The sequence below is a fragment of the Mycobacterium sp. E802 genome (assembly GCF_001666875.1).
Classification (GTDB): domain Bacteria; phylum Actinomycetota; class Actinomycetes; order Mycobacteriales; family Mycobacteriaceae; genus Mycobacterium.
The window spans coordinates 1-23,741 of record NZ_LZJD01000104.1 but is presented as its reverse complement, the minus strand read 5'-3'; the positions used below and the strand labels follow the sequence as shown (position 1 = coordinate 23,741).

The following is a 23,741-nucleotide window of genomic DNA, read 5'->3' as shown; positions in this document are numbered from 1 at the left end:
CCTCGCCGTACCATGGACGAATGTCCACTACACGGCGTAGGAGACCAGCCCTCATCCTGCTGGTGATCCTCGGCGCCGCCGGCTGCCTGGCACTGGCCTGGTGGCAGTGGACGCGTTATGAGTCGGCCTCGGGCACCTTCCAGAACCTGGGCTATGCGCTGCAGTGGCCGATGTTCGCCGGCTTCTGCTTCTACGCGTATTACAAGTTCGTCCGCTTCGAGGAAGCTCCGCCGGAACAGCCGAAGGATGAGATCACCGAGATCCCCGCGGGCCTGCTACCGGAACGGCCCAGGGCCGCAGCCCAGGACGCAGTCGACGATGCCGGTGATCAGACCCTCGCCGAATACAACGCCTACCTTGCCGAGCTGGCCAAGTCCGATGCCCAGCCCGAGAAGAAAGACAGGACCGACAGATGACCGAACCGCAGGCCGTCACCACACCCAAGGAGACCATCCGCAAGGCGTTGTTGGGTTACCGGGTGTTCGCCTGGGCGACCGGCCTGTGGCTGATTGCGCTGTGCTACGAGATGGTGCTCAAGTACATCGTGCAGGTCGACAACCCGCCGGGCTGGATCGGCGTCGTCCACGGCTGGGTGTACTTCATCTACCTGCTGTTCACGGCCAACCTGGCCGTCAAGATCCGCTGGCCCATCGGCAAGACGATCGGCACACTGTTGGCCGGCACCATCCCACTGGTCGGCATCATCGTCGAGCACTTCAACTCGCGAGACATCAAGGAACGCTTCGACATCTAGCCCCGTCGGCTAGCTCATCGAAGCCAGCCGACCGAGCAACGGCGCGGCTTTGACCAACGTCGCGACCTCGTCGTCGGTCATCGTCGACAACTGATCGCGGACCCCGGCGGTCCACGCCGCGTCGATCATCTTCTTGTGCTCGGCAGCCCTGGCGGTCAGGTGCAACCGGATACAGCGGCGGTCGCGCTCATCGGGCGCGCGGTCGATCAAGCCACGCTCCACCAGTTTTCGCACGGTGGTACTGACGTTGCTGGGCTGTAGCCCCAAGGCGTGAGCCACCTCCGACACACTGATCCACGGATGGTCACCCACCGTGCGGATGACCTCGAACTCCGAGTGCGGCAACGGTTCCAGCCCGACCTGTTTTTCCCCGAATCGCCGCAACGACCAGGCAAGTGTGCGTACCGCGGTGGCGACGTCGCGCACATCACGCGTCGCTCTGGGTACCCGAACCGGCGTCATGTCGACTATATTACCTATAGTTTTATACATAAATCGTAAAGGCGTGAATGAGTACTCGAATCGACAACACCCCCACCCGGGCATCGGCCCTGCCGTTGAACTGGCTTGGGGTCCTTGCCCTGCTGACTGCCGTCGCACCGCTGTCGATCGACATGTACCTGCCGGGCTTCCCGGCCATGGCCGACGAGTTCGGCACCTCGGCCTCGGCCATCCAGTTCACGCTGACGTCGTTCATGATCGGGCTGGCCAGCGGGCAGTTGATCATCGGTCCGCTCTCTGACCGGTTCGGCCGACGGCCGTTGATGCTCGCCGGGACGTTCGTCTGCATCCTGGCCGGCATCGCGTGTGCCCTGGCCCCAAACATTGCCCTGCTGACGGCTTTTCGCTTCGTGCAGGGTTTCAGCGGAGCGGCCGGTGTGGTGCTCAGCCGAGCCGTGGTCGCCGATCGCGCGCACGGCGCGGTAGCGGCGCGAGCCTTCAGTTTGATGATGATCATCAACGGAGCCGCGCCGGTGCTCGCACCGCTGATCGGCGGATCACTGATGGGTGTGATCGGTTGGCGCGGCGTCTTCTGGATTCTGACCGGGCTCGCCGCGGCGATGTTCGTTGGCGTGGCCGTCGTGCTTCCCGAGACCCATCCGAAAGACAGTCGCCACACCGGCGGCGTGGCCGCGATGTTGCGCGACGCCCGGTCTGTGCTGACCAACCGCGGATACATCGGCTACACGCTGGCCTTCGCGTTCGGGTTCACGGTGATGTTCGCCTATATCTCCGCGTCGCCGTTCGTCCTCCAGAATGTGCTCGGGCTCTCGCCGTTGCACTACTCATTCGCGTTCGCCGCGAACGCGGCCGGCATCGTGATCGTGAACGCCGTCAACGCCAGGATCGTGGGCAGGTTCGGTCAACGTCGCCTGATGCACCTGGGTATCGGCCTGCTCGTGCTGTTTTCGGCACTGTTGGTGGTCGACGCCCTGCTCGGCCCGGTGCTGTGGGCGTCACTGGTGCTGCTGTGGGGTGCAGTCGCCAGCCTCGGTCTGGTGGCCGCCAACGCGACGTCGCTGGCGCTCGACGAAGTTCGCCACGCCGTCGGCACCGGTTCCGCGGTCCTGGGCGCACTGCAGTTCGGCCTCGCCGCAGTGGTGTCGCCGATCGTGGGGCTCGGCGGCGATCACACCGCCCTGCCCATGGCAGTGGCCATGGTGGTCAGCGCCGTCATCGCCGCGGCGGCACTCATGCTGACCCGTCGGAGCGCGGCCGTCTAACCTCCAGCCAATTCCCGCAGCGCGGGCACCAACAATGCCAACGCCCGGCCACGGTGTGAGGCCGCATCTTTCTGTTCCGGTGTCAGCTCGGCTGCGGTCAACGAAGACCCAGCAGGCAGGAACACCGGGTCATAACCGAATCCGCCGTCGCCGCGGGGCTCGCGAACAACCGCCCCGGGCCACTCGCCCCGCACCACCGTCGAACCAGACGAAGAAACCAAGGCACACGCGGACACGAAGGCCGCGCCGCGGCGCTCGTCGGGCACATCGCCCAGTTGCGCCAACAGCAACGCGGTGTTGGCCGCGTCGTCGCCGTGCCGGCCGGACCAGCGGGCCGACAGCACGCCGGGCATCCCGTTCAACGCGTCCACTGATATCCCGGAATCGTCTGCCACACAGGGTATTCCGGTCGCGACATAACCGTCCCGGGCCTTGGCTAGCGCGTTCTCCTCGAAGGTCGCCCCGGTCTCGGGCGCCTCGTCGTAGGCGGGCACGTCAGCCAGCGACAACAACTCCAGACCGACGATGCCGGCAGCGTCGAGCACCCGCCGCAGCTCGGCCAGCTTCTTGGCGTTACGGCTTGCTACCAGAAGTTCGGGCACTCAGCTACCGAACGCTTTCTTGGGCGCCGGGCCCTCGGGCAGCACACCGGGATATGGCAATTCCAGGGCCTCGCGCTGGATCACGAACAGTTGCTCGCAGGCCCCCAGCGCGGCGTCGAGCATCTTGTCCAGAGTGGAGCGAGGGAACGTCGCCCCCTCGCCGGTGCCCTGGATCTCCACGAGGGTGCCGGTGTCGGTGGCGACGACGTTCATGTCCACCTCGGCGCGGGAGTCCTCGACGTAGGGCAGGTCGACGCGGACGCGGCCGTCGACCACACCGACCGACACCGCCGCGATGGCACACGACAGTGGGCGTGGGTCCGAGAGCCGCCCAGCCGCAGCCAGGTACGTCACGGCATCGGAGAGCGCCACGTAGGCACCGGTGATGGCGGCAGTGCGGGTCCCGCCGTCGGCCTGCAGCACGTCGCAGTCGATCGCGATCGTGTTCTCCCCCAGCGCACCGAGGTCGATGCACGCCCGCAGCGAGCGCCCGACGAGTCGGCTGATCTCCTGGGTACGGCCACCGACGCGACCCTTGACCGATTCGCGGTCCGAGCGATCATGGGTGGCGGCCGGCAACATGGCGTATTCGGCGGTGAGCCAGCCCTGGCCGGATCCCTTCCGCCAGCGCGGCACGCCTTCGGTTACCGAGGCGGTGCACATGACGCGGGTCTGGCCGAACTCCACCAGTACCGAGCCGGCGGGATGTGAGGTGAAACCGCGGGTGAGGGTTACCGGGCGCAGCTCGTCGTCGAGACGGCCGTCTTCTCGCTTGGACACCCCGCCAACCCTAGCGGGTCAGTCGCGCGTGACGTCGAAGGTCTCGCCGCACACCACGGCGTGGACCGGGCCGTCGAATTCGGCCTTGGCTTCACTGATCACGTCCTCGCGCGAGGTCCACGGCGGAATGTGGGTCAGCAGCAGCTCGCGCACCCCGGCCTCGCGTGCCGCACGGCCGGCCTCGGTCCCGGACAGGTGCAGCTTCGGCGGGCGCGACGGATCGTCGGTCCAGGACGCTTCGCACAAGAACAGGTCCGCCCCGCGGGCCAACTCCACCAGCGCATCGCAATATCCGGTGTCGCCGCTGTAGACCAGGACAGCTCCGGACGGGTCGGTGAACCGCATGCCGTAGGACTCGGTGGGGTGACACACCAGGCGCGGCGTGACGGTGAGCGTGCCCAACTGCACCGGGGTGCGGTCCTCCCAATGACGGACCTCGAAGATGTCGGTGAAGTCGTCGATCTCGCCACCCTCGGGCGAGGATGCCGCCCCCAGACGCGACCATGTGTTGGCGGGGCCGTACATCAGGCCACGTTCGGTGGCCGGGCTGGGGTGGTACCGGCGCCAGACGAACAGGCCCGGCAGATCCAGGCAGTGGTCGGCATGCAGATGCGACAGCAACACGTTGACCGAATTCGGATCGGCGTAGCGCTGCAGCGCACCCAGGACGCCGCCACCGAAGTCCAGCACCATCGGGACCGTGTCTGGTGCGGTGACGAGATAGCCAGAGGCTGCCGAGTCCGGGCCGACAACGCTGCCGGAGCATCCCAGGATCGTCAATCGCACAGTGTCTAGCTTGCCATGCCCGATGTGCGCGTTGCCAAGACATCGCCGCTTTGGGCGACGGAGATCATTTTCCCGCCCCCGCGTGACGCCGAACCTGACGCGCCCCGTCCAGGCCCGGACCCAAAAACCGCGCGGCCAGAGTGGTGAACGCCTCAGGATCCCCGGTCGCCTCGAACACCCGTCGGGCCGGGCCGGATTCGTGGGGTTTCAGCAAATCGAGTTCGGTGAGCACCCGCAAAAGGTCCTTGGCGGTCTCCTCGGCCGAGGACACCAGCGTCACGTTGTCACCCATGGCCAACTGAATGAGCCCCGACAGCATCGGGTAGTGCGTGCAGCCCAGCACCAGAGTGTCCACCTCAGCGCGCTGCAACGGTTCCAGATACCCCTCGGCCAACCCCAGGACCTGGCGGCCGCTGGTCACTCCGCGTTCCACGAAATCGACGAACCGCGGGCAGGCCACCCCGAACACCTCGGTGTCACGCGCTGCGGCGAATGCGTCCTGATAGGCACCCGAGGCGATCGTGGCGGCGGTGCCGATCACGCCGATGCGGCCGTTGCGGGTGGCGGCCACCGCACGCCGCACCGCGGGCAGGATCACCTCGACCACCGGCACGGGTGAGTAGCGTTCCCGGGCGTCGCGCAGGCAGGCCGACGACGCGGTGTTGCACGCGATCACCAGAGCCTTGACCCCGCGGGCCACCAGATCGTCACCGATGGCCAGGGAGTGGGCCCGGATCTCCGGGACGGTCAGTGGCCCATACGGACCGTTGCCGGTGTCCCCGACGTAGATGATGTCCTCATCGGGGAGCTGGTCGATGATCGCCCGGGCCACGGTGAGCCCGCCGACGCCGGAATCGAAGACGCCGACGGGCGCGAATCGGTCGTTCACGCCGTCAGACGCGGCGCAGCGGGGCGGTTCTTGACTTCGCGCGCCTTACGTTCCGGCCCGGACAGGAGGTAGGCGGCGACGACGCCCGCGACGGCCCCGCTGAGATGCCCCTGCCAGGACACCCCCGGGCTGCCCGGCAGCACCCCGAGCAGGACACCGCCGTAGACGAACAGCACCACGACGCCGATGACGATCTCCCACACATTGCGGGTGAAGAAGCCGAACACGATGAGAAACGCCAGCCAGCCGAAGATCAGACCGGAGGCGCCGATGTGCGTGCTCGTGCATTGCACGTTCACATAAGGACAGTGCAGGCCGATGTTGCCGATCAGCCAGGTGCCGAAGCCCCCGAGAATCCAGATGATCGCGGTCGCGGCGATGAACCGTCCCATCCCGGCCAGCGTCATCAAGAAGCCGAGCACCAACGCCGGCACGGTGTTGGCGATCAAGTGCGGCCAGCCGCCGTGCAACAGCGGCGCCCACAAGATGCCCCACAGCCCATCGGTCTGCAGCGGGCGGATGCCGTCCTGGTCGAGCCGATGCCCCACCACCGTGTCGACGATCTCGATCGCATACAGCAGCACGACGAAGCTGATGATCGTCAGACCGCCGACGATCCAGGCCGGCCGCTTTTTGGGGCCGGCCCCCGAGAGCTGACCAGGGTTCGTCATATCCGACCGCTCACGCCCATAGCTGCCCTTCCAACGCGTCTTCGGCGTCATCCAGGCTACCGGCGTAGGCACCGGTCGACAGATACTTCCACCCGGCATCGGCCACCACGAAGGCGATGTCGGCGCGCTCACCGGCCTTGATCGCCTTGGCCGCCATGCCCAGCGCCGCGTGCAGCACCGCGCCGGTGGAGATCCCGGCGAAGATACCCTCGCGTGTCACCAGATCACGCGTGCGCTTGACGGCGTCATAGGAACCCACCGAGAACCGGGTGGTCAAGACGTCGGGGTCATACAGTTCCGGGATGAACCCCTCGTCGATGTTGCGTAGCGCGTATACGCCCTCGCCGTAACGTGGTTCGGCCGCCACGATCTGCACCCCGGGCACGTTCTCGCGCAGAAAGCGTCCGGTGCCCATCAGGGTGCCGGTGGTGCCGAGACCGGCGACGAAGTGGGTGATCTCGGGCAGGTCGGCCAGCAGTTCCGGGCCGGTGCCGTGGTAGTGGGCATCGCTGTTCGCCGGGTTGCCGTACTGGTACAGCATCACCCACGAAGGGTTTTCCGCCGCAAGCTCTTTCGCGGTCGCCACGGCGGTGTTGGACCCGCCTTCGGCCGCGCTGAAGATGATCCGCGCGCCGTAGAGTTCCAGGATCTGGCGCCGCTCGATGGAGGTGTTCTCCGGCATCACGCAGATCATGTTGTAGCCCTTGAGCATTGCCGCCATCGCCAATGAGATGCCGGTGTTGCCACTGGTGGGCTCCAGGATGGTGGCACCCGGGCTCAGCAGCCCGTCGCGCTCGGCCTGCTCGATCATGCGCAGCGCGGGCCGGTCCTTGATCGAGCCGGTGGGGTTGCGATCTTCGAGCTTGGCCCACAGCCGCACATGCGGCCCGTCCTCACCGTCGTCCCAACGCGGCGAGAGGTGCTGCAGCCCGACCAGCGGGGTGTTGCCGAGGGCCTGCAGCAGAGAGTCGTGCCGGGTCATTCTTATCCGCCGGCGACCGCGGGCAGGATGGTGACCGAATCACCGTCGGAGAGCGCGGTGTCCAGGCCGCCGGAGAATCGGACGTCCTCGTCGTTGACGTAGATGTTGACGAAGCGGTGCAGCTTGCCGTTATCGACCAGCCGGTCGGAGATCCCGGAGTAGTTGGCCTCCAGGTCGGTGATCACTGCGGCGAGTGTGTCGCCGGACGCGGTGACCCGCTTCTGCCCGCCGGTGTGCGGACGCAGGATGGTCGGGATCGAAACGGTGACTGCCATGTCAAAGCTCCTTAGCTGTACTGCTCAACGATAGTGACGGGTTCCTCCGTGACGACGCCGTCGCGGATGCGGTAGCTGCGCAGCTCGTGCTCGTGCGGGTCGCGGGTGGAGATCAGGACGTAGTGCGCATCGGGCTCCGCGGCGATCGCGACGTCGGTGCGGCTCGGATAGGCCTCGGTGCCGGTGTGCGAGTGGTAGATGACGACGGGCACCTCGTCGGCCTCGTCCATCGCCCTCCACACCCGCAACTGCTCCATCGAATCGAATCGGTAGAAGGTCGGCGACCGCTCGGCATTGACCATCGCAATGAACCGCTCGGGCCGGTCAGACCCCTCGGGCCCGGCGATCACGCCACATGCCTCGTCGGGATGGTCGGCGCGGGCATGCGCCACCATGGCCTCGACCAGATCCTGCCGGATCACCAGCACTGCTCACACCTCTCACTCGAACGCTCCGGGCAACATGTCACGGTAGGTCGGTATTCCGGCCACCGGCTCGGCGGCCAGCAGCCCGACCAGCACCGCGCGGGCCAGACAGTCCGCTGCGGCCGCCCCGACCCGGGTGACCAACGCCGTCTCCGGCGACATCGCCACCGGGGTCTTTTCATCCGGCTCGACGGTGACCGCGCCGGTCGCCAGCGCAAATACCGTATCGCCATCGAGCGGGGTGTGACACGGCGAGATGGTCCTGGCCAGCCCGTCGTGCGCGGCGACCGCCACCCGGCGACACCCCGCCGGGCTCAGCGCGGCGTCGGTGGCGACCACGGCGATGGTGGTGTTCAGCGGGCCGAGTTCACGATGCCGGGCGGCGTAGGCGGCGAGTTGGTCCTCCGGGGGTGCGACGAGGCCGAACTCCGCGATCAACGCGGCCATCCACGGCAGACCGGTGGCCGGGTCGACCACGTCGCCGGCGGCGTTGAGCACCACCAACGCCCCCACGGTGACACCACCGTCGAGCGTCACCGAGGCGGTGCCCACACCGCCCTTGAGCACCCCGGCACGCGCGCCGACCCCGCCCCCGACCGTGCCCAGCGCAAACTCACGGCCGGCCGCCTGCGCCGCCGCGTAGCCGAATTCGGCGGTGGGCCGGTTGGCCCAGCCACCCACCGGCAGGTCGAAGACCACCGCGGCGGGCACGATCGGCACCACGCCGCCGTCCATCGCCACCCCGCGGCCCTGCTCCTCCAGCCAGGTCATCACCCCGTCGGCGGCCGCCAGACCGTAGGCGCTGCCGCCGGTGAGCACCACCGCGTCCACGTGACGCACGGTGTTGATCGGATCGAGCAGATCGGTCTCGCGGGTGCCGGGTGCGCCGCCGCGTCCGTCCACCGCCCCGACGGTGCCGGGCGGGGTCAGGACGACGGTCGAACCCGACGCCCATCCCGAGCCCAACGACGCGTCGGGGTCGATGCGGTGATGATGACCGACCAGGATGCCGCCGACGTCGGTGATCGATCCCATTGCGCTCACTTCCCCAGGAGGCCCAACACGAGGTACTCCTGCAACACCGTCAGCCACTGGTAGACGTCGAGGTGCCCGGCCATGGGGTGCTCGGCGGGGAGCTGATCCGCCCCCTCCGGGCCGATGTCGAGCATCGTGCCCAGGGCCAACCGGATGTCGTTGACCGCAGCCGCCCAGGCCTCGGCATCGTCCTCGGTGAGCTCGAACTTGCCGCCACCGTTCGGAACGGTGTCCGACAGACGTTGGGCGGCTTGACGTTTGGCGTCGATGATGGCCGGTTCATGCAGACCGCGCAGCGCGCTGTTGAGGCTCTCGGCAGTTCCCGAGCCGGCCGGGTGCTCGGTCTGCGGCCGGTAGAAGTCCGGGAGCAGACGCCGCATCGTGGCGTCCTCGGGAGGCTCCGGATTGCCGGTCTTCATACCCGTGATCGTCTCGAGTTCGTCTGTGGGCCCGGATGATCCGCGTTCATCGAGCATCCCGAGCATCGACAGACTCAGGCTGGACAGCAGGGCCGCCTCGTGGGCTTCCAAGGCCGAACGGAACCGCAGACCCTCGGCGGTCTCGACCCTTTTCCATTTGCGCACAGTCGATCAGCGGTCCTGTTGCATCGTGGCCCACAGGCCGGCGGCGTGCAGTTTGGACACATCGGTTTCCATCGACTCGCGGCTGCCGGCCGACACCACGGCCTTGCCCTCGTTGTGCACCTGCAGCATGAGCTTGGTGGCGTGGGGCTCGCTGTATCCGAACAATTTCTGGAACACGTAGGTGACGTAGGTCATCAGGTTGACCGGATCGTCCCAGACGATGGTCACCCACGGAGTTTCGCCGGCCGTATCTTCCCGTGGCGCCGCCCCGACGCTGCGTTCCTCGCGGGTCCCCGGTCGGACCTTCGCCGGTGTAACCATGGGCCCACAATACCGGCTGGGGTGCGCGATCTTCACACAGCGTTGAACAGCTACGGTTGCTGGTGTGACCGTCGCGTTGCTCACCGACAAATACGAGCTGACGATGCTCGCCGCCGCGTTGCGCGATGGCACGGCACACCGCCGCACCACGTTCGAGGTGTTCGCCCGGCAACTGCCCGAAGGACGTCGCTACGGCGTGGTCGCCGGCACAGGCCGGTTCGTGGAAGCGTTGGCAGAGTTCACGTTCACTTCCCAAGAGCTCGACGCACTGTCGGACTTCCTGGATACGACGACGCTGGATTATCTGGCCGGGTACCGGTTCGGCGGTGACGTCGACGGCTACGCCGAGGGCGAGCTGTACTTCCCCGGATCGCCTGTTCTCTCCGTGCACGGCACCTTCGCCGAGTGCGTGGTGCTGGAGACCCTCGTGCTGTCAATCCTCAACCACGACACCGCGATCGCGTCAGCTGCGGCCCGGATGGTCAGCGCCGCACAGGGGCGGCCGATGATCGAAATGGGTTCGCGGCGCACCCACGAGGCGGCCGCCGTCGCGGCGGCGCGGGCGGCCTATCTCGCCGGGTTTGGCGGATCGTCCAACCTGGCGGCCCAGCAGCGGTACGGCGTGCCGGCCCTGGGCACCGCGGCACATGCCTACACCCTGCTGCACACGACCGAGTCCGGCCCTGACGAGCAGGCCGCATTCCGCGGCCAGGTGCAGGCCCTCGGCGTCGGCACCACGCTGCTGGTGGACACCTACGACATCACCACGGGGGTGGCCAACGCGATCGCGGCGGCCGGTCCCCAGCTGGGTGCGGTGCGCATCGACTCGGGCGATCTGGGCGTGCTGGCCCGTCAGGTGCGCCAGCAACTCGACGACCTGGGCGCCACCGGCACAAAGATCGTGGTGTCCGGAGATCTCGACGAGTTCGCCATCGCGGCCCTGCGCGCCGAGCCCGTCGACAGTTACGGCGTCGGCACGTCGGTGGTCACCGGTTCGGGCGCCCCGACGGCCGGCATGGTCTACAAACTGGTCGAGGTCGACGGGATCCCGGTGGCCAAACGCAGCAGCCGCAAGGAATCCCACGGTGGTCGCAAACAGGCGCTGCGACTGGCCAAGGCGTCGGGCACGATCGTCGAAGAAGTGGTCTACCCCTACGAGCAGCTGCCGCCGGACCCCGCCGAGCTCACCGCACGTCGGCTCACCGTCCCGCTGGTGAGCGGCGGCGTCCCCGTCGATGCACACGATCCCGTCGCCGCGCTGGCGGCCGGGCGCGAACGCGTCGCGGCGGGTTTGCACAGCCTGCCGTGGGACGGGCTCAAGCTCTCCCGCGGAGAACCCGCCATCCCCACCCGGGTCGTGCCACCCACGCCATGACGACCAAATCGAAGCCATCGCCTCAGGTGGCCAATGTGGTGACCAACCTTCTCAAGATCGCCGTCAAGGGTCTCGGCGGAACCAGCCGCCCCGGGCAGGTCCAGATGGCCGAGGCCGTCGCCTCCGCCTTCGAGACCGGCCAACACCTGGCTGTGCAGGCCGGCACCGGCACCGGCAAGTCACTGGCCTATCTGGTGCCGTCGATCGCGCGCGCACTGCAGACCGAACAACCCGTGGTGGTGTCGACGGCCACCATCGCGCTGCAACGCCAGCTCGTCGATCGTGATCTGCCACGGCTGGTGAATTCGCTGGCCGACGCGCTGCCCCGCAAACCCACTTTCGCACTGCTCAAGGGACGCGGAAATTACCTATGTCTGAACAAGATCCACAGCGGCGCGGCGGCAGAGCCGTCAGATACCCTCCCCCAGGACGAGCTGTTCTCCCCCATGGCCGTCAGCGCCATGGGCCGCGACGTCCAGCGGCTGACCGAATGGTCTTCGGACACCGAGACCGGTGATCGCGACGAGCTCACCCCTGGGGTACCGGACCGATCCTGGTCTCAGGTCAGCGTCTCGGCCCGGGAATGTATCGGGGTGTCGCGGTGTCCGTTCGGCACCGACTGCTTCGCCGAGCGGGCGCGGGAAAAGGCCGGGGCCGCCGACGTCGTCGTCACCAATCACGCATTGCTGGCCATCGATGCGCTGTCCGATTTCTCGGTGCTGCCCGAGTACGAGCTGCTGGTGGTCGACGAGGCGCATGAACTGGCCGACCGGGTCACCGGGGTGGCCACCGGTGAGTTGTCGCCGACGTCGATGGCGGTGGCACACCGCCGGATGGCCCGGTTGGTGGATGACGAACTGGCCCAACGCTTCGAGGCGGCGGTCGCGACGTTGTCCTCATTGCTGCACGAGGTCGACGCCGGCCGCATCGATGTTCTCGACGAGGAGTTGGGCACTTATCTGACCGCACTACGCGATGCGGCCAACGCCGCACGCACGGCCATCGACACCACACCCAGTGATCCCCAGGCGGCGTCGGCACGCACCGAAGCGGTCACCGCGCTCAGTGACGTCAGCGATACCGCCACCCGGATCCTCACCTCGTTCGTCCCACCGATTCCCGACCGCCTCGACGTGGTCTGGGTGGAACAGCCTGATCCCCCCAGCACCGGAGCCGCGCCGCGCACCGGGGCGCGGACCATGCTGCGGGTGGCCCCGATGTCGGTCTCCGGGCTGCTGCGCACCAGGCTGTTCGCCAACACCACCGCGGTGTTGACCTCGGCCACGCTCACCCTGGGCGGCAACTTCGACGCCATGGCCCGCAATTGGGGTTTGGGCGGTTACGGCGACGACGCCGAATCCGCCAAACCGGGATGGCGGGGCCTGGATGTCGGCTCACCGTTCGACCATGCCAAATCGGCAATCCTGTACGTGGCCAAGCATTTACCGCCACCTGGACGGGACGGCACCGACACCCGCACCTTGGACGAGATCGAGGGCCTGATCACCGCGGCCGGGGGCCGCACCCTGGGCCTGTTCTCCTCGATGCGGGCGGCCAGGGCGGCCGCCGAGGTGATGCGCACCCGGTTGTCCACCCCGGTGCTCTGCCAGGGAGACGACACCACTTCGGCTCTGGTACAACAGTTTTCCGACGATCCCGAGACGTCATTGTTCGGCACCCTGTCGCTGTGGCAAGGGGTGGACGTACCGGGCCCGTCGTTGTCGCTGGTGCTGATCGACCGCATTCCGTTTCCCCGCCCCGACGACCCGTTGCTGACCGCCCGGCAACGGGCGATCAGTGCCCACGGCGGCAACGGCTTCATGGCAGTCGCCGCCAACCATGCCGCGCTGCTGCTCGCCCAGGGCACCGGCCGGCTGTTGCGCCACACCGATGATCGCGGCGTCATCGCCGTGCTGGACTCCCGGTTGGCCACCGCGCGCTACGGCGGCTATCTGCGGTCGTCATTGCCACCGTTCTGGTCCACCACCGACCCCGACCGGGTGCGTCAGTCGCTGCGGCGGCTGCGCGGCGCGGCCGGATAACCCGACTTCACCACGCTCGGTTAACTAGTCTGTGCGGCAATGACCCGCGCAGATGGTTGCAGCCGCCCGAGTGCACCGGAAGGCAGCGAGATGAGCAGACGCGCACTGGTCGCCATCGCCCTCGCGGTGAGCATGGCGCTGGCCGGCTGTTCCGCGCTGGTCGTCGGGACGCCGGTGTCGGTGTTCAACGATCCCTTCTCGGTGGCCGGTATGCCTGCCACCGACGGCGCCAGCGGCCTGCGGCCCGATGCCGCCGAGCCCACCCGCACCGTGAAGAACACCGACGGCGGTGCGATGGACGAACTGGCGGCCGGGGCGGTCAGCGATCTCGAAGAGTTCTGGTCCGCCGTGTACTCGGAGGCATTCGACGGCGAATTCGAACCGGTGCGCGCGCTGATCTCCTGGGACGCCGAGAGTTTCGACGGCGACTTCTGCGGAATGGAGACCTACGGACTGGTCAACGCCGCGTTCTGCAAACCGGACCGCACCATCGGCTGGGATCGGGGCGTGCTGATCCCCGGCCTGCGCCGGCAGAACGGCGACATGGGGGCCGTCATGGTGTTGGCCCACGAATACGGGCACGCGATCGGGCAACAGGCCGGGCTGACCAACCGCAATACTCCCACCCTGGTCGCCGAGCAACAGGCCGACTGCCTGGCGGGCGCCTACATGCGGTGGGTGGCCCAGGGCGATTCCCCCCGGTTCACTCTCAACACCGGCGACGGGCTCAACAACCTGCTGGCCGCCGTGATCGCGTTTCGCGATCCGTTGCTCACCGAGGCCGAGGCCAGATACGGCATCGACGAACACGGGTCGGCGTTCGAACGGGTCTCGGCGTTTCAGTTCGGCTTCACCGACGGGCCCGCGGCCTGTGCGGCCATCGACGTCAAGGAGATCGACCAGCGGCGCGGCGAGCTTCCGGTCCTGTTACCCGAGAACCAAAGTGGCGATCTGGACATCACCGAACGGTGGGTCCGCTCGATGGTCGACGCCCTCAACATCGTGTTCGAACCGGCCGAACCCCCGACGCTCAGTTTCCGGGCCGATGCCGCCGTCGACTGCCCGAGCGCGCGACCCAGCCCCCCGGTCTCCTACTGTCCGGACACCAACGCTCTTGTGGTCGATCTCGCCGAACTACAGGTCCTGGCCGCGCCACCGGACGACTTCGGTACCGGTGGGCTGGCCGGCGGAGACAACAACGCCTACTCGGTGCTGATCTCGCGCTACATGCTGGCACTGCAGCACGCCCGAGGTCTCGTGCTCGACAATGCGGAGGCCGCCCTGCGCACGGCCTGCCTGACCGGGGTGGCCACCGCCAGGATGATCAAGCCGGTACGGCTGCCCAACGGCGACACGATTCTGTTGACCGCCGGTGATGTCGACGAGGCGGTGTCGGGCATCCTCACCAACGGGCTGGCGGCCAGTGACGTCAACGGCGAGTCGGTGCCCTCGGGCTTCGCCCGCATCGACGCCTTTCGGGTCGGCATACTCGGGGACGAGGAGCGCTGCCTGCGGCGGTTCGCCTGACGCGGCCTGCCGACCCGGCTCACACCACCTTCGTAGTGCCGTACCAGGCCAGCACCGCTTCGGACTCATCGGTCGAGCGGGTCAGCACAGCGTAGGACCGAATGAACGACTGCCCGACGCAACCGTCGATCTTCACCCGGAAGTTGCTGATCATCACCCACGGTTCGGTGCCCTTGAACTCTTTTTCCACCACCGGCACAAGGTTGATCAGCCCGGGTTTGAGCCCGACGGTGATGCCGCCGCCGATGTTCGCCCCGACCCCCGGCAGGATGCCCTCGGGCCAGGGCGAGATCACGTCGGTGCCGAGAATTCCGATGGAGCTGTTGAGTCCGGCGGTGCCGGTCAACGCGACGCCGTTGGACGTGCTCATGTCGATGCCGCAACCGATCTGGTAGCCGGCCTCCAACGTGCCGCGCGGCTCCTCACCGTTATCGGGTCCGGTCATCGCACCGCGGTAGGTTCCGCCGACGACGTATTCCCGTGACGACACCGCGGTGGTCAGTGGTGGCACCGCGGCCTGCGTCTCCTCGCCGGCCGACACCGTCAGCTCCCAGCCGTCGGGAGTCTTGAGCACAGCCGGCGGGGTCGACTCGACGAGGTCGGCGGGGCCGGGTTCACCTGGGGCGGGCACCACGCCGGCGGCCACCTCGCTGTCGGGAGGGATCACGGGCTCGGCCCAGGCCCGCGCCTCCGAGGCCAAACAGGCCACAAACACGGCGGTCAGCAGTCCGAACGAGCGAATCAACACCGGCGGCCTCTCGTTACAGTTCCGGCCGGAAACGTATCGCCACGTTCCCGGAAGAACAAGATTGCCTATGTGCTTACCCGAACGTTGTCACCGCCGATCACTCAGGTCGGCATTTTCAGTACGTAGCCACATTCCAGCGCCACCCAACAGGCACCGTCGGGACCGATCGCCAGCCCGTGCGGTTCGCTGTCGGGCGGGAGGTCGATGGTCACCACCTCGCCGTCACCGCTGATGCGGGCGATCTGGTCGGCACCCCACAGGCTGACCCACACGCCGTCGGTCGGGTCGGCAACCACGGCATGCGGTTTGCCCGGTAGGTCGAGTTCCTGGATGGCGTCATGCATCGGGATCCGGCCCACCTTGTCGGCGAGGATCTCGGTGAACCACACCGCATCGTCGTGGGTCGCCGTGATCCCCACCGGACCGGCTGCGGCAGTGGGCAATTCGCGCACGGTGACCTTCCCCTCGGCGGTCAGGCGGCCCACCGAACCCGACTCGTTGAGGGTGAACCACAGCGCGTCGTCGGGCCCTTTGGTGATCATCGACGGCATGCCGCCGACCACGGCCTGGCACGTGATCTCCCCGTCCATGCCGATCCTGCCGATCTCGCCCGACGACGTCGTGGTGAACCACATCGCCCCGTCGGGACCGGCGACGAGGCCGTACGGCCCACTGCCCGCGGGCAATTCGAAGGAACTCAATGCACCGCCGGTGGTGATCCGGCCGATCCGGTCGTCGCCGTACCGGGTGAACCACAACGCCCCATCGGGCCCGGCCGCGACGATCGTCGGCCGCGCGCCCTCGGCGACCGGATAAGTGGTGACCTCACCGGTTTCGGTCACCCTGGCCACCGCGCCGCTGTGCACGAGCGTCACCCACATCGCACCGTCGCTTCCGGCAGCCAGTGCGTACGGTCCGCCGTCGACCTTCACTTTCAGCGCCTTGCTCACGCCAGCGCCACCAGCCCCAGTTCGTTGTCGGCCGTCAACAGCCGATGGTGCGGCAGCACGCGCACGGTGTAGCCCACCGACCCGGCGACCGGCAGCGGAGTGCTGGTCGAGAACAGCTCCGCACCGCCCTCGGCCGAACCGACGTACGTCATCGGCACCGTCACCGGGTTGACGATCACATCACCGGCGTCCACCCGGCCCAGCACGGCCTGCACGGCGACCTCCTCGGGCCGCAGTCCGCCCAACAGCACGGTGGCGGTCAGGGTCAACTCTGAGCCCAGCAGCGGGGTGTCGGGCAGACCGTAACTGTCCACATCGGTGATCTGGACCTTCGGCCAGGCCTCCTGCGCGCGGCGGCGGTAATCGGCCAGTTCCCGGGCCGCCCCGAACGGCTCCCCCGATGCCGCCTCGACCGTCTGGCGCAGCGACAACGCCGCAGGCAGGTAGTACTTCTCGGTGTAGTCACGCACCATGCGCGACGCCAACACCTTGGGCCCCAGCACCTGCAGCGTGTGGCGCACCATCTCCACCCAGCGCATCGGCACGCCGTGCTCGTCGCGCTCGTAGAACTTGGGCGTGACGGCATGCTCGAGCAGGTCGTAAAGCGCAGCAGCCTCCAGGTCGTCGCGACGCGCCTCGTCGTCCACCCCGTCGGCGGTCGGGATCTCCCAGCCGTTCTCGCCGTCGTACCACTCGTCCCACCAGCCGTCGCGGATCGAGAGGTTCAGTCCGCCGTTGAGCGCGCTCTTCATCCCCGAGGTGCCGCAAGCCTCAAGCGGCCGCAACGGATTGTTCAGCCAGACGTCGCAGCCCCAGTACAGCAACCGGGCCATCGACATGTCGTAGTCCGGCAGGAACGCGATCCGGTGGCGTACCTCCGGCCGATCGGCGAACCGCACGATCTGCTGGATCAGCGCCTTGCCGCCGTCGTCGGCGGGGTGCGACTTGCCCGCCACGATCAGCTGTACGGGCCTCTCCTCATCCAGCAAGAGCTTCTCCAGCCGATGGGGGTCGCGCAACATCAGCGTCAACCGCTTGTAGGTGGGCACCCGGCGGGCGAATCCGACGGTGAGCACCGATGGATCGAAAGCGGTTGCGATCCAGCCCAGTTCAGCTTCGGATGCGCCACGCTCCAACCAGGAACGGCGCAGGCGCTCACGCACGTCGGCGATCAGCGTCTCGCGCAGCTGCGAGCGAATCCACCACAGGTGGCCCGGATCGACCTGCTGCAACCGCTCCCAGACCGCCGGTTCGGCAGCTTCCGAACCGATCAACTCACGACCGAGCTCAAGCCATTGAGGAGCAGCCCAGGTGGGCGCATGCACACCGTTGGTGATCGATCCGATCGGCACCTCGGCCGAGTCGAACCCCGGCCACAGATCGTTGAACATCTGCCGGCTGACCCGGCCGTGGAGCAGCGATACCCCGTTGGCGCGCTGGGCAAGTCGCAGACCCATGTGTGCCATGTTGAATTTCGACGGGTCGTCCTCGGCGCCGAACGCCACTACCCGATCCAGCGGCACCCCGGGTAGCAACCGGGAATCGGCCGGGCCACGCGACTCGTACTCGTCGCGCGAACGCTCGTCGGCCGGACCGCCGAAGTAGCGTTTGACCATCTCCACCGGGAACCGGTCGATGCCCGCGGGCACCGGGGTGTGCGTGGTGAACACGGTCGAGGACCGCACCACGGTCAGTGCGGTGTCGAAATCCAAACCGGCCGAGACCAGTTCGCGAATCCGCTCCAACCCCAAGAAGCCGGCATGGCCCTCGTTCATGTGGAACACCTCGGGCGAGGGCAGGTCCTCCAGGTCGATGAATGCCCGGATGGCCCGGATGCCACCGATCCCGGCCAGGATCTCCTGCCGGATCCGGTGTTCCTGATCACCGCCGTAGAGCCGGTCGGTCACGCCACGCAGGTCGTGCTCGTTCTCGGGGATGTCGGAATCGAGCAGCAGCAACGGAACCCGGCCCACCTGGGCGATCCACACCCGTGCCCGCAGGTCGCGTGAATCGGGCAGCGCCAGTTCCACCAGCACCGGATCGCCGGCGGCGTCGCTGAGCAGACGCAGCGGAAGCCCCTGCGGATCCAGGGACGGATAGTTCTCGTGCTGCCAGCCGTCGGCGGTCAGAGACTGCCGGAAGTACCCCGAGCGGTAGTACAGACCCACTGCGATCAACGGCAGACCGAGATCCGACGCGGATTTCAAGTGGTCGCCGGCCAGGATGCCCAGACCACCGGAGTAGTTGGGCAGCACCCCGGCCACACCGAACTCCATCGAGAAGTAAGCGATACCTTTCGGCATCTGCTGTCCTTCGGCCTGTTGTTGCTGGTACCACAGCGGCCGGCTCAGATAGTTGTCCAGGTCTGCGGCCAACTCGTCGAGGGCGGCAAGGAACGCCTCGTCGCCCGCCAGTTCGTCGAGCCGTTGCGGGCTGACCGCCCCGAGCAACGCCACCGGATCACCGTTGCTCTGCTGCCACAGGTCTGGATCGAGGACGGCGAAGAGATCCTGAGTGGGTTTGTGCCAGGACCAGCGCAGGTTGATCGACAGCCGTTCCAACGCCGCCAGACGTTCGGGGAGGTGCGCGCGGACAGTGAACCGTCTCAGGGCTTTCACGCGATCCAACCTTACTGACAAATCGGGTTCGCGCAGTCCTGAGCGATAGCACCGTGCTCTTGACCCCCGCGAGGTTGGGCGGCCCACTACGGTGGGTATCAGACGCGACAAGGCAAGTGAACGAGTGACTGCCGCTTGACCGTGACGACGTGAGGAGTGGATGGGTGGCCGGTCGTATCGGAATCGATGATGTCGCGCCTGTGGTTTTGGGCGGGCAATTCCCGGCAAAAGCCGTCGTGGGCGAGGTGGTGCCGGTTCGGGCCACAGTGTGGCGGGAAGGCCACGACGCCGTATCGGCCACCCTGGTGGTGCGGTACCTGGGCACCGATTACCCGCGGCTGGCCACCGGGCCGGGCACCGCACCGCTGCCGGTCCCCATCGACACGGTGCTGTCGACCACTGTGTCGTCGGACAACGCCGCGGGGCAGTCTTCCCCGCGCATCAAGCCACAGGCACTGCCGATGGTTCAAGGCGACGTCCCCGACGTCTTTCACGGCCAGTTCACCCCCGACAGCGTCGGCCTGTGGACCTACCGGGTCGACGGCTGGGGAGATCCCCTGGCCACCTGGCGACACGCGGTCGAGGCCAAGCTGGGCGCCGGCCAGAGTGAGGCCGAACTGTCCAACGACCTGCTGATCGGGGCGCGTCTGCTCGAACGTGCCGCCGCCGGGACACCCCGCAAACTGCGCGATCCGCTGATCGAGGCGGCCGCGGCCCTGCGAACCCCCGGTGACCCGTTCCTGCGCGCAGGCATGGCGTTGTCCGATGAGGTCACCGAACTGCTCGAGCAGTACCCGCTGCGCGAATTGGTCACCCGCGGTGAGCAATACGGCGTCTGGGTGGACCGGCCGCTGGCCCGGTTCTCCTCGTGGTACGAGATGTTCCCGCGGTCCACCGGCGGCTGGGACGAGGCCGGGCATCCGGTGCACGGGACCTTCGCCACCGCTGCCGAGCAGCTGCCCCGCATCGCCCGCATGGGGTTCAACATCGTCTACCTGCCGCCCATCCACCCCATCGGCAAGGTGCACCGTAAAGGCCGCAACAACGCCGTCACCGCCGGGCCGGGCGACGTCGGATCGCCATGGGCCATCGGCAGTGACGAGGGCGGCCACGACGCCGTGCACCCGGCCCTGGGCACGATCGAGGACTTCGACGCGTTCGTCGGCGCCGCGCGCAGCGAAGGCATCGAGGTCGCACTCGACCTGGCGCTGCAGTGCGCGCCGGATCATCCGTGGGCTGCGGCGCACCCGGAATGGTTCACGGTGCTGCCCGACGGCACCATCGCCTACGCCGAGAACCCACCCAAGAAGTACCAGGACATCTACCCGCTGAACTTCGACAACGACCCGGCCGGGCTCTACCACGAGGTACTGCGGGTGGTCCGGTTCTGGATCTCGCACGGGGTCAAGGTCTTTCGCGTCGACAACCCCCACACCAAACCGCCCAACTTCTGGGTCTGGTTGATCGCCGAGGTGAAGAACGAAGACCCGGACGTGCTGTTTCTGTCCGAGGCGTTCACCCGCCCGGCACGCCTCTACGGTCTGGCCAAACGTGGCTTCACCCAGTCCTACAGCTACTTCACCTGGCGCACCGCCAAATGGGAGCTCACGGAGTTCGGCAACGAGATCGTCGAAAATGCCGACAGTGCCCGGCCCAGCCTGTGGGTCAACACCCCCGACATCCTCCACGAGTCACTGCAACACGGCGGCCCCGGCATGTTCGCCATCCGCGCGGTACTGGCCACCACCATGAGCCCGTCGTGGGGCATGTATTCCGGCTTCGAGCTGTTCGAGCACCGGGCGGTCCGCGAAGGCAGCGAGGAGTACCTGGACTCCGAGAAGTACGAGCTGCGGCCCCGCGACTTCGCGGCCGCGCTGGCCGAGGGACGCTCCCTTGAGCCGTTTGTCACGCGCCTCAACGAGATCCGCCGGCTGCACCCGGCGCTGCGGCAGCTCCGCACGCTCACCTTCCACCACGTCGACAACGACGCGCTCCTGGCCTACAGCAAGTTCGACCCGACCACCGGGGACACCGTGCTGGTGGTGGTAACGCTCAACGCCTTCAGCCCGGAACAGGCCACATTGTGGTTGAACATGGAGGCGTTGGGTATGGAATCGCATGACCGGTTCTGGGTACGCGACGAGATCACCGGCGAGGAATACCAGTGGGGACAGTCGAATTACGTTCGGATCGACCCTGCCAAGGCGGTGGCGCATGTGCTGAACATGCCGCTCGTACCCTATGAGCACCGACTGGGCTTGCTACGCAGGGAATGAGAACAAGATGACGAGAAGCAATCAACTCAGCGACGTGCATCTGCGGCCCGACCCATCAGACATCCAGCGACTGGTGATCGGTGAGCACCACGACCCGCATTCGGTGTTGGGCGCGCACGAATACCCGGGTCAGACCGTCATCCGGGCCTACCGGCCCCACGCCGCCAAGGTCGTGGCAGTGATCGGTGGTGAGCGTCACCCCCTGCAGCACATCGAATCCGGGCTGTTCGCGGTGGCCGTCCCGTTCACCAATCTGGCCGACTACCGCCTGGAGATCAGCTATCCGGGCCCCGACGACACGCTTTTCACCCACACCACCGCCGACGCCTACCGGTTCCTGCCCACGCTCGGCGAACTCGATCTGCACCTGTTCGCCGAAGGACGTCACGAACGGTTGTGGGAGATCCTCGGCGCCCATCCACGCAGTTTCACCACCCCGGACGGGGTCGTGGAGGGTGTTTCGTTCGCGGTGTGGGCGCCGAATGCCAAGGGTGTCAGCGTCATCGGCGACTTCAACCACTGGGACGGCAACGAGGCGCAGATGCGCGTGCTCGGCTCGTCCGGGGTCTGGGAGTTGTTCTGGCCCGGCTTTTCCACCGACGGCCTGTACAAGTTCCGCATCCACGGCGCAGGCGGGGTCACCACCGACCGGGCCGACCCGATGGCGTTCGCCACCGAGGTTCCCCCGCAAACCGCCTCCCGGGTCACCAGCAGCTCCTACACCTGGAACGACGAGGACTGGATGATCCGCCGGGCCGCGCAGAACCCGGTGTTCGAGCCGATGAGCACCTACGAAGTGCACCTGATGTCCTGGCGGCCGGGCCTGAGTTACCGGCAGCTGGCCACCGAGTTGACCGAATACGTTGTGGAACAAGGCTTCACCCACGTCGAGTTGCTCCCGGTCGCCGAGCACCCGTTCGGTGGTTCCTGGGGTTATCAGGTCACGTCCTACTACGCGCCGACCTCGCGGCTCGGAACCCCGGACGATTTCCGGTACCTGGTCGATGCACTACACCAGGCCGGAGTCGGGGTGATCGTCGACTGGGTCCCCGCCCACTTCCCCAAAGACGCCTGGGCGCTGGGCCGGTTCGACGGCACCCCGCTCTACGAACACTCCGACCCCCGGCGCGGCGAGCAGCTCGACTGGGGCACCTACGTTTTCGACTTCGGCCGGCCCGAGGTGCGCAACTTCCTCGTCGCCAACGCGCTGTACTGACCCCTTCGCCGAACAGACACAAACCCGTACTTTTTCGCCGGAAAAGGTACGGGTTTGTGTCTGTTCGCGGGGAAAGCGTGAGCCTCAGGCCGGCTCGAACCACAGCATCGCCAGCGGCGGCAGCACCATCACCGCCGACGCCGGACGGCCGTGCCACGGTTCGTCGGTGGCTTGCACCGCGCCCATGTTGCCGATGCCCGCGCCGTTGTAGATGGTCGCGTCGGTGTTGAGCACTTCGCGCCACTCACCGGCATGCGGGAGCCCGAGCCGATATTCGCTGTGCTCACTGCCGGCGAAGTTCACCACGCAGGCCAGCACCGAACCGTCGGCGCCGAACCGCAGGAAGCTCAGCACGTTGTTGGCCGAGTCGTTGGCGTCGATCCAGGAGTAGCCCTCGGGGCTGGTGTCGCGGCTCCACAACGCCGGATGGCGCCGGTAGATCCCGTTGAGATCCTGGACCAGTCGCTGCACGCCGCCGGAGAACCCCTGCTCGTCCAGCTGGAACCAATCCAGCCCGCGTTCCTCGGACCATTCGGCGCGCTGCCCGAACTCCTGGCCCATGAACAGCAACTGCTTACCCGGATGCGCCCACTGGTAGGCCAGCAGGCTGCGCAGCCCGGCGGCCTTGGCGTGGTCGTCGCCGGGCATCCGCCCCCACAGCGTGCCCTTGCCGTGGACGACCTCGTCGTGGCTGATCGGCAACACATAGTTCTCGCTGAACGCGTACAGCATCGAGAACGTCATCTCGTGATGGTGATAGCTGCGGTGCACCGGGTCATGGCTGACGTAATCGAGCGTGTCGTTCATCCAGCCCATGTTCCACTTCATCGAAAAACCAAGGCCACCAAGGTTTGTCGGACGGGTGACGCCGGGCCAGGAGGTGGATTCCTCGGCGATCGTGACGATGCCCGGGTTCGCCTTGTGCACGGTGGCGTTCATCTCCTGCAGGAACTGCACTGCCTCCAGGTTCTCCCGGCCGCCGTAGATGTTGGGTGTCCAACCCCCTTCGGGGCGGGAGTAGTCGAGGTAGAGCATCGAGGCGACGGCGTCCACCCGCAGCCCGTCGACGTGATACTCCTGCAGCCAGTACAGCGCGTTGGCGACGAGGAAGTTGCGCACCTCGGGCCGGCCGAAGTCGAAAACGTAGGTGCCCCAGTCGAG

General features: G+C 67.3%; 23 protein-coding genes and 1 pseudogene. 8 read left to right on the top strand and 16 right to left on the bottom strand.

Features of this window, described 5'->3' with window-relative positions:
* Positions 1-20: 20 nt before the first annotated feature.
* Both A5699_RS15405 and A5699_RS15400 read left to right on the top strand, forming a co-directional pair.
* Positions 21-416: a hypothetical protein gene (locus A5699_RS15405; RefSeq protein WP_067770715.1), complete on the top strand. Its 396-nt coding sequence runs from the start codon at positions 21-23 to the stop codon at positions 414-416.
* On the top strand, positions 413-754 hold the full coding sequence (locus A5699_RS15400) for a DUF3817 domain-containing protein (protein ID WP_067770714.1): 342 nt from the start codon (positions 413-415) through the stop codon (positions 752-754). The genes A5699_RS15405 and A5699_RS15400 overlap by 4 nt, the downstream gene beginning before the upstream one ends.
* A gap of 9 nt (positions 755-763) precedes the next feature.
* On the opposite strand, the gene A5699_RS15395 is transcribed toward A5699_RS15400, so the two are convergent.
* The gene (locus tag A5699_RS15395; protein ID WP_067770712.1) at positions 764-1,216 is read right to left on the bottom strand and encodes a MarR family winged helix-turn-helix transcriptional regulator; all 453 of its coding nucleotides are present in this window, start codon (positions 1,214-1,216) and stop codon (positions 764-766) included.
* Positions 1,217-1,263: 47 nt separating this feature from the next.
* Here A5699_RS15395 and A5699_RS15390 point away from each other — a divergent pair, with 47 nt between their 5' ends.
* Entirely contained in the window at positions 1,264-2,478 is a 1,215-nt protein-coding gene (locus A5699_RS15390; protein ID WP_067770711.1) for a multidrug effflux MFS transporter, read from the top strand.
* On the opposite strand, the gene rdgB is transcribed toward A5699_RS15390, so the two are convergent.
* The 11 genes from rdgB to clpS form a co-directional block, all read right to left on the bottom strand.
* Positions 2,475-3,080: an RdgB/HAM1 family non-canonical purine NTP pyrophosphatase gene (gene rdgB, locus A5699_RS15385; RefSeq protein WP_067770709.1), complete on the bottom strand. Its 606-nt coding sequence runs from the start codon at positions 3,078-3,080 to the stop codon at positions 2,475-2,477. The two genes, A5699_RS15390 and rdgB, sit on opposite strands and share 4 nt — an antisense overlap.
* On the bottom strand, positions 3,081-3,860 hold the full coding sequence (gene rph / locus A5699_RS15380; protein WP_067770707.1) for a ribonuclease PH: 780 nt from the start codon (positions 3,858-3,860) through the stop codon (positions 3,081-3,083).
* 18 nt (positions 3,861-3,878) lie between these two features.
* Positions 3,879-4,646 (bottom strand): cyclic nucleotide-degrading phosphodiesterase, encoded by a 768-nt coding sequence (locus A5699_RS15375; protein WP_067770705.1) that lies wholly within the window; start codon positions 4,644-4,646, stop codon positions 3,879-3,881.
* Between the two features lie 64 nt (positions 4,647-4,710).
* On the bottom strand, positions 4,711-5,535 hold the full coding sequence (murI, locus tag A5699_RS15370; protein WP_067770703.1) for a glutamate racemase: 825 nt from the start codon (positions 5,533-5,535) through the stop codon (positions 4,711-4,713).
* On the bottom strand, positions 5,532-6,206 hold the full coding sequence (locus A5699_RS15365; protein ID WP_067770701.1) for a rhomboid family intramembrane serine protease: 675 nt from the start codon (positions 6,204-6,206) through the stop codon (positions 5,532-5,534). Before A5699_RS15365 ends, murI begins: the two co-directional genes overlap by 4 nt.
* A 10-nt stretch (positions 6,207-6,216) precedes the next feature.
* On the bottom strand, positions 6,217-7,188 hold the full coding sequence (locus A5699_RS15360; protein ID WP_067770698.1) for a cysteine synthase: 972 nt from the start codon (positions 7,186-7,188) through the stop codon (positions 6,217-6,219).
* Positions 7,189-7,190: 2 nt separating this feature from the next.
* On the bottom strand, positions 7,191-7,463 hold the full coding sequence (locus tag A5699_RS15355) for a MoaD/ThiS family protein (RefSeq protein WP_067770696.1): 273 nt from the start codon (positions 7,461-7,463) through the stop codon (positions 7,191-7,193).
* 11 nt (positions 7,464-7,474) lie between these two features.
* Positions 7,475-7,891 (bottom strand): Mov34/MPN/PAD-1 family protein, encoded by a 417-nt coding sequence (locus A5699_RS15350; protein WP_067770694.1) that lies wholly within the window; start codon positions 7,889-7,891, stop codon positions 7,475-7,477.
* A gap of 12 nt (positions 7,892-7,903) precedes the next feature.
* Positions 7,904-8,923, bottom strand: a complete 1,020-nt coding sequence (locus A5699_RS15345; protein ID WP_067770692.1) for a P1 family peptidase — start codon at positions 8,921-8,923, stop codon at positions 7,904-7,906.
* Positions 8,924-8,928: 5 nt separating this feature from the next.
* Positions 8,929-9,507: a DUF2017 domain-containing protein gene (locus A5699_RS15340; protein WP_067770690.1), complete on the bottom strand. Its 579-nt coding sequence runs from the start codon at positions 9,505-9,507 to the stop codon at positions 8,929-8,931.
* 6 nt (positions 9,508-9,513) lie between these two features.
* Entirely contained in the window at positions 9,514-9,828 is a 315-nt protein-coding gene (gene clpS / locus A5699_RS15335; protein WP_067770687.1) for an ATP-dependent Clp protease adapter ClpS, read from the bottom strand.
* Between the two features lie 64 nt (positions 9,829-9,892).
* On the opposite strand from clpS, the gene A5699_RS15330 reads away from it, so the two are divergent.
* The 3 genes from A5699_RS15330 to A5699_RS15320 all read left to right on the top strand — a co-directional run bounded on the left by A5699_RS15330 (position 9,893) and on the right by A5699_RS15320 (position 14,772).
* Positions 9,893-11,203 (top strand): nicotinate phosphoribosyltransferase, encoded by a 1,311-nt coding sequence (locus A5699_RS15330; RefSeq protein WP_067770685.1) that lies wholly within the window; start codon positions 9,893-9,895, stop codon positions 11,201-11,203.
* Complete coding sequence (locus A5699_RS15325; protein WP_067770683.1) at positions 11,200-13,245, top strand: ATP-dependent DNA helicase; 2,046 nt, start codon at positions 11,200-11,202, stop codon at positions 13,243-13,245. Before A5699_RS15330 ends, A5699_RS15325 begins: the two co-directional genes overlap by 4 nt.
* 90 nt (positions 13,246-13,335) lie before the next feature.
* The gene (locus A5699_RS15320; RefSeq protein WP_067770680.1) at positions 13,336-14,772 is read left to right on the top strand and encodes a neutral zinc metallopeptidase; all 1,437 of its coding nucleotides are present in this window, start codon (positions 13,336-13,338) and stop codon (positions 14,770-14,772) included.
* 19 nt (positions 14,773-14,791) lie between these two features.
* On the opposite strand, the gene A5699_RS15315 is transcribed toward A5699_RS15320, so the two are convergent.
* The 3 genes from A5699_RS15315 to A5699_RS15305 form a co-directional block, all read right to left on the bottom strand.
* The gene (locus A5699_RS15315; RefSeq protein ID WP_067770678.1) at positions 14,792-15,520 is read right to left on the bottom strand and encodes an MspA family porin; all 729 of its coding nucleotides are present in this window, start codon (positions 15,518-15,520) and stop codon (positions 14,792-14,794) included.
* 101 nt (positions 15,521-15,621) lie between these two features.
* Positions 15,622-16,401, bottom strand: a complete 780-nt coding sequence (locus tag A5699_RS15310) for a virginiamycin B lyase (RefSeq protein WP_231965729.1) — start codon at positions 16,399-16,401, stop codon at positions 15,622-15,624.
* 65 nt (positions 16,402-16,466) lie between these two features.
* Complete coding sequence (locus A5699_RS15305; RefSeq protein WP_067770675.1) at positions 16,467-19,088, bottom strand: glycosyltransferase family 1 protein; 2,622 nt, start codon at positions 19,086-19,088, stop codon at positions 16,467-16,469.
* Positions 19,089-19,252: 164 nt separating this feature from the next.
* Between A5699_RS15305 and A5699_RS15300 the strand changes: the two genes are divergently transcribed.
* Both A5699_RS15300 and A5699_RS15295 read left to right on the top strand, forming a co-directional pair.
* Entirely contained in the window at positions 19,253-21,364 is a 2,112-nt protein-coding gene (locus A5699_RS15300; RefSeq protein ID WP_067770673.1) for an alpha-1,4-glucan--maltose-1-phosphate maltosyltransferase, read from the top strand.
* Between the two features lie 7 nt (positions 21,365-21,371).
* Positions 21,372-22,577, top strand: a pseudogene (locus A5699_RS15295) (alpha-amylase family glycosyl hydrolase); the annotation flags it as partial.
* A gap of 87 nt (positions 22,578-22,664) precedes the next feature.
* Here the strand turns inward: A5699_RS15295 and glgB are convergent.
* A partial coding sequence (gene glgB / locus A5699_RS15290; protein ID WP_067770671.1) for a 1,4-alpha-glucan branching enzyme occupies positions 22,665-23,741 on the bottom strand: 1,077 nt, incomplete at its 5' end.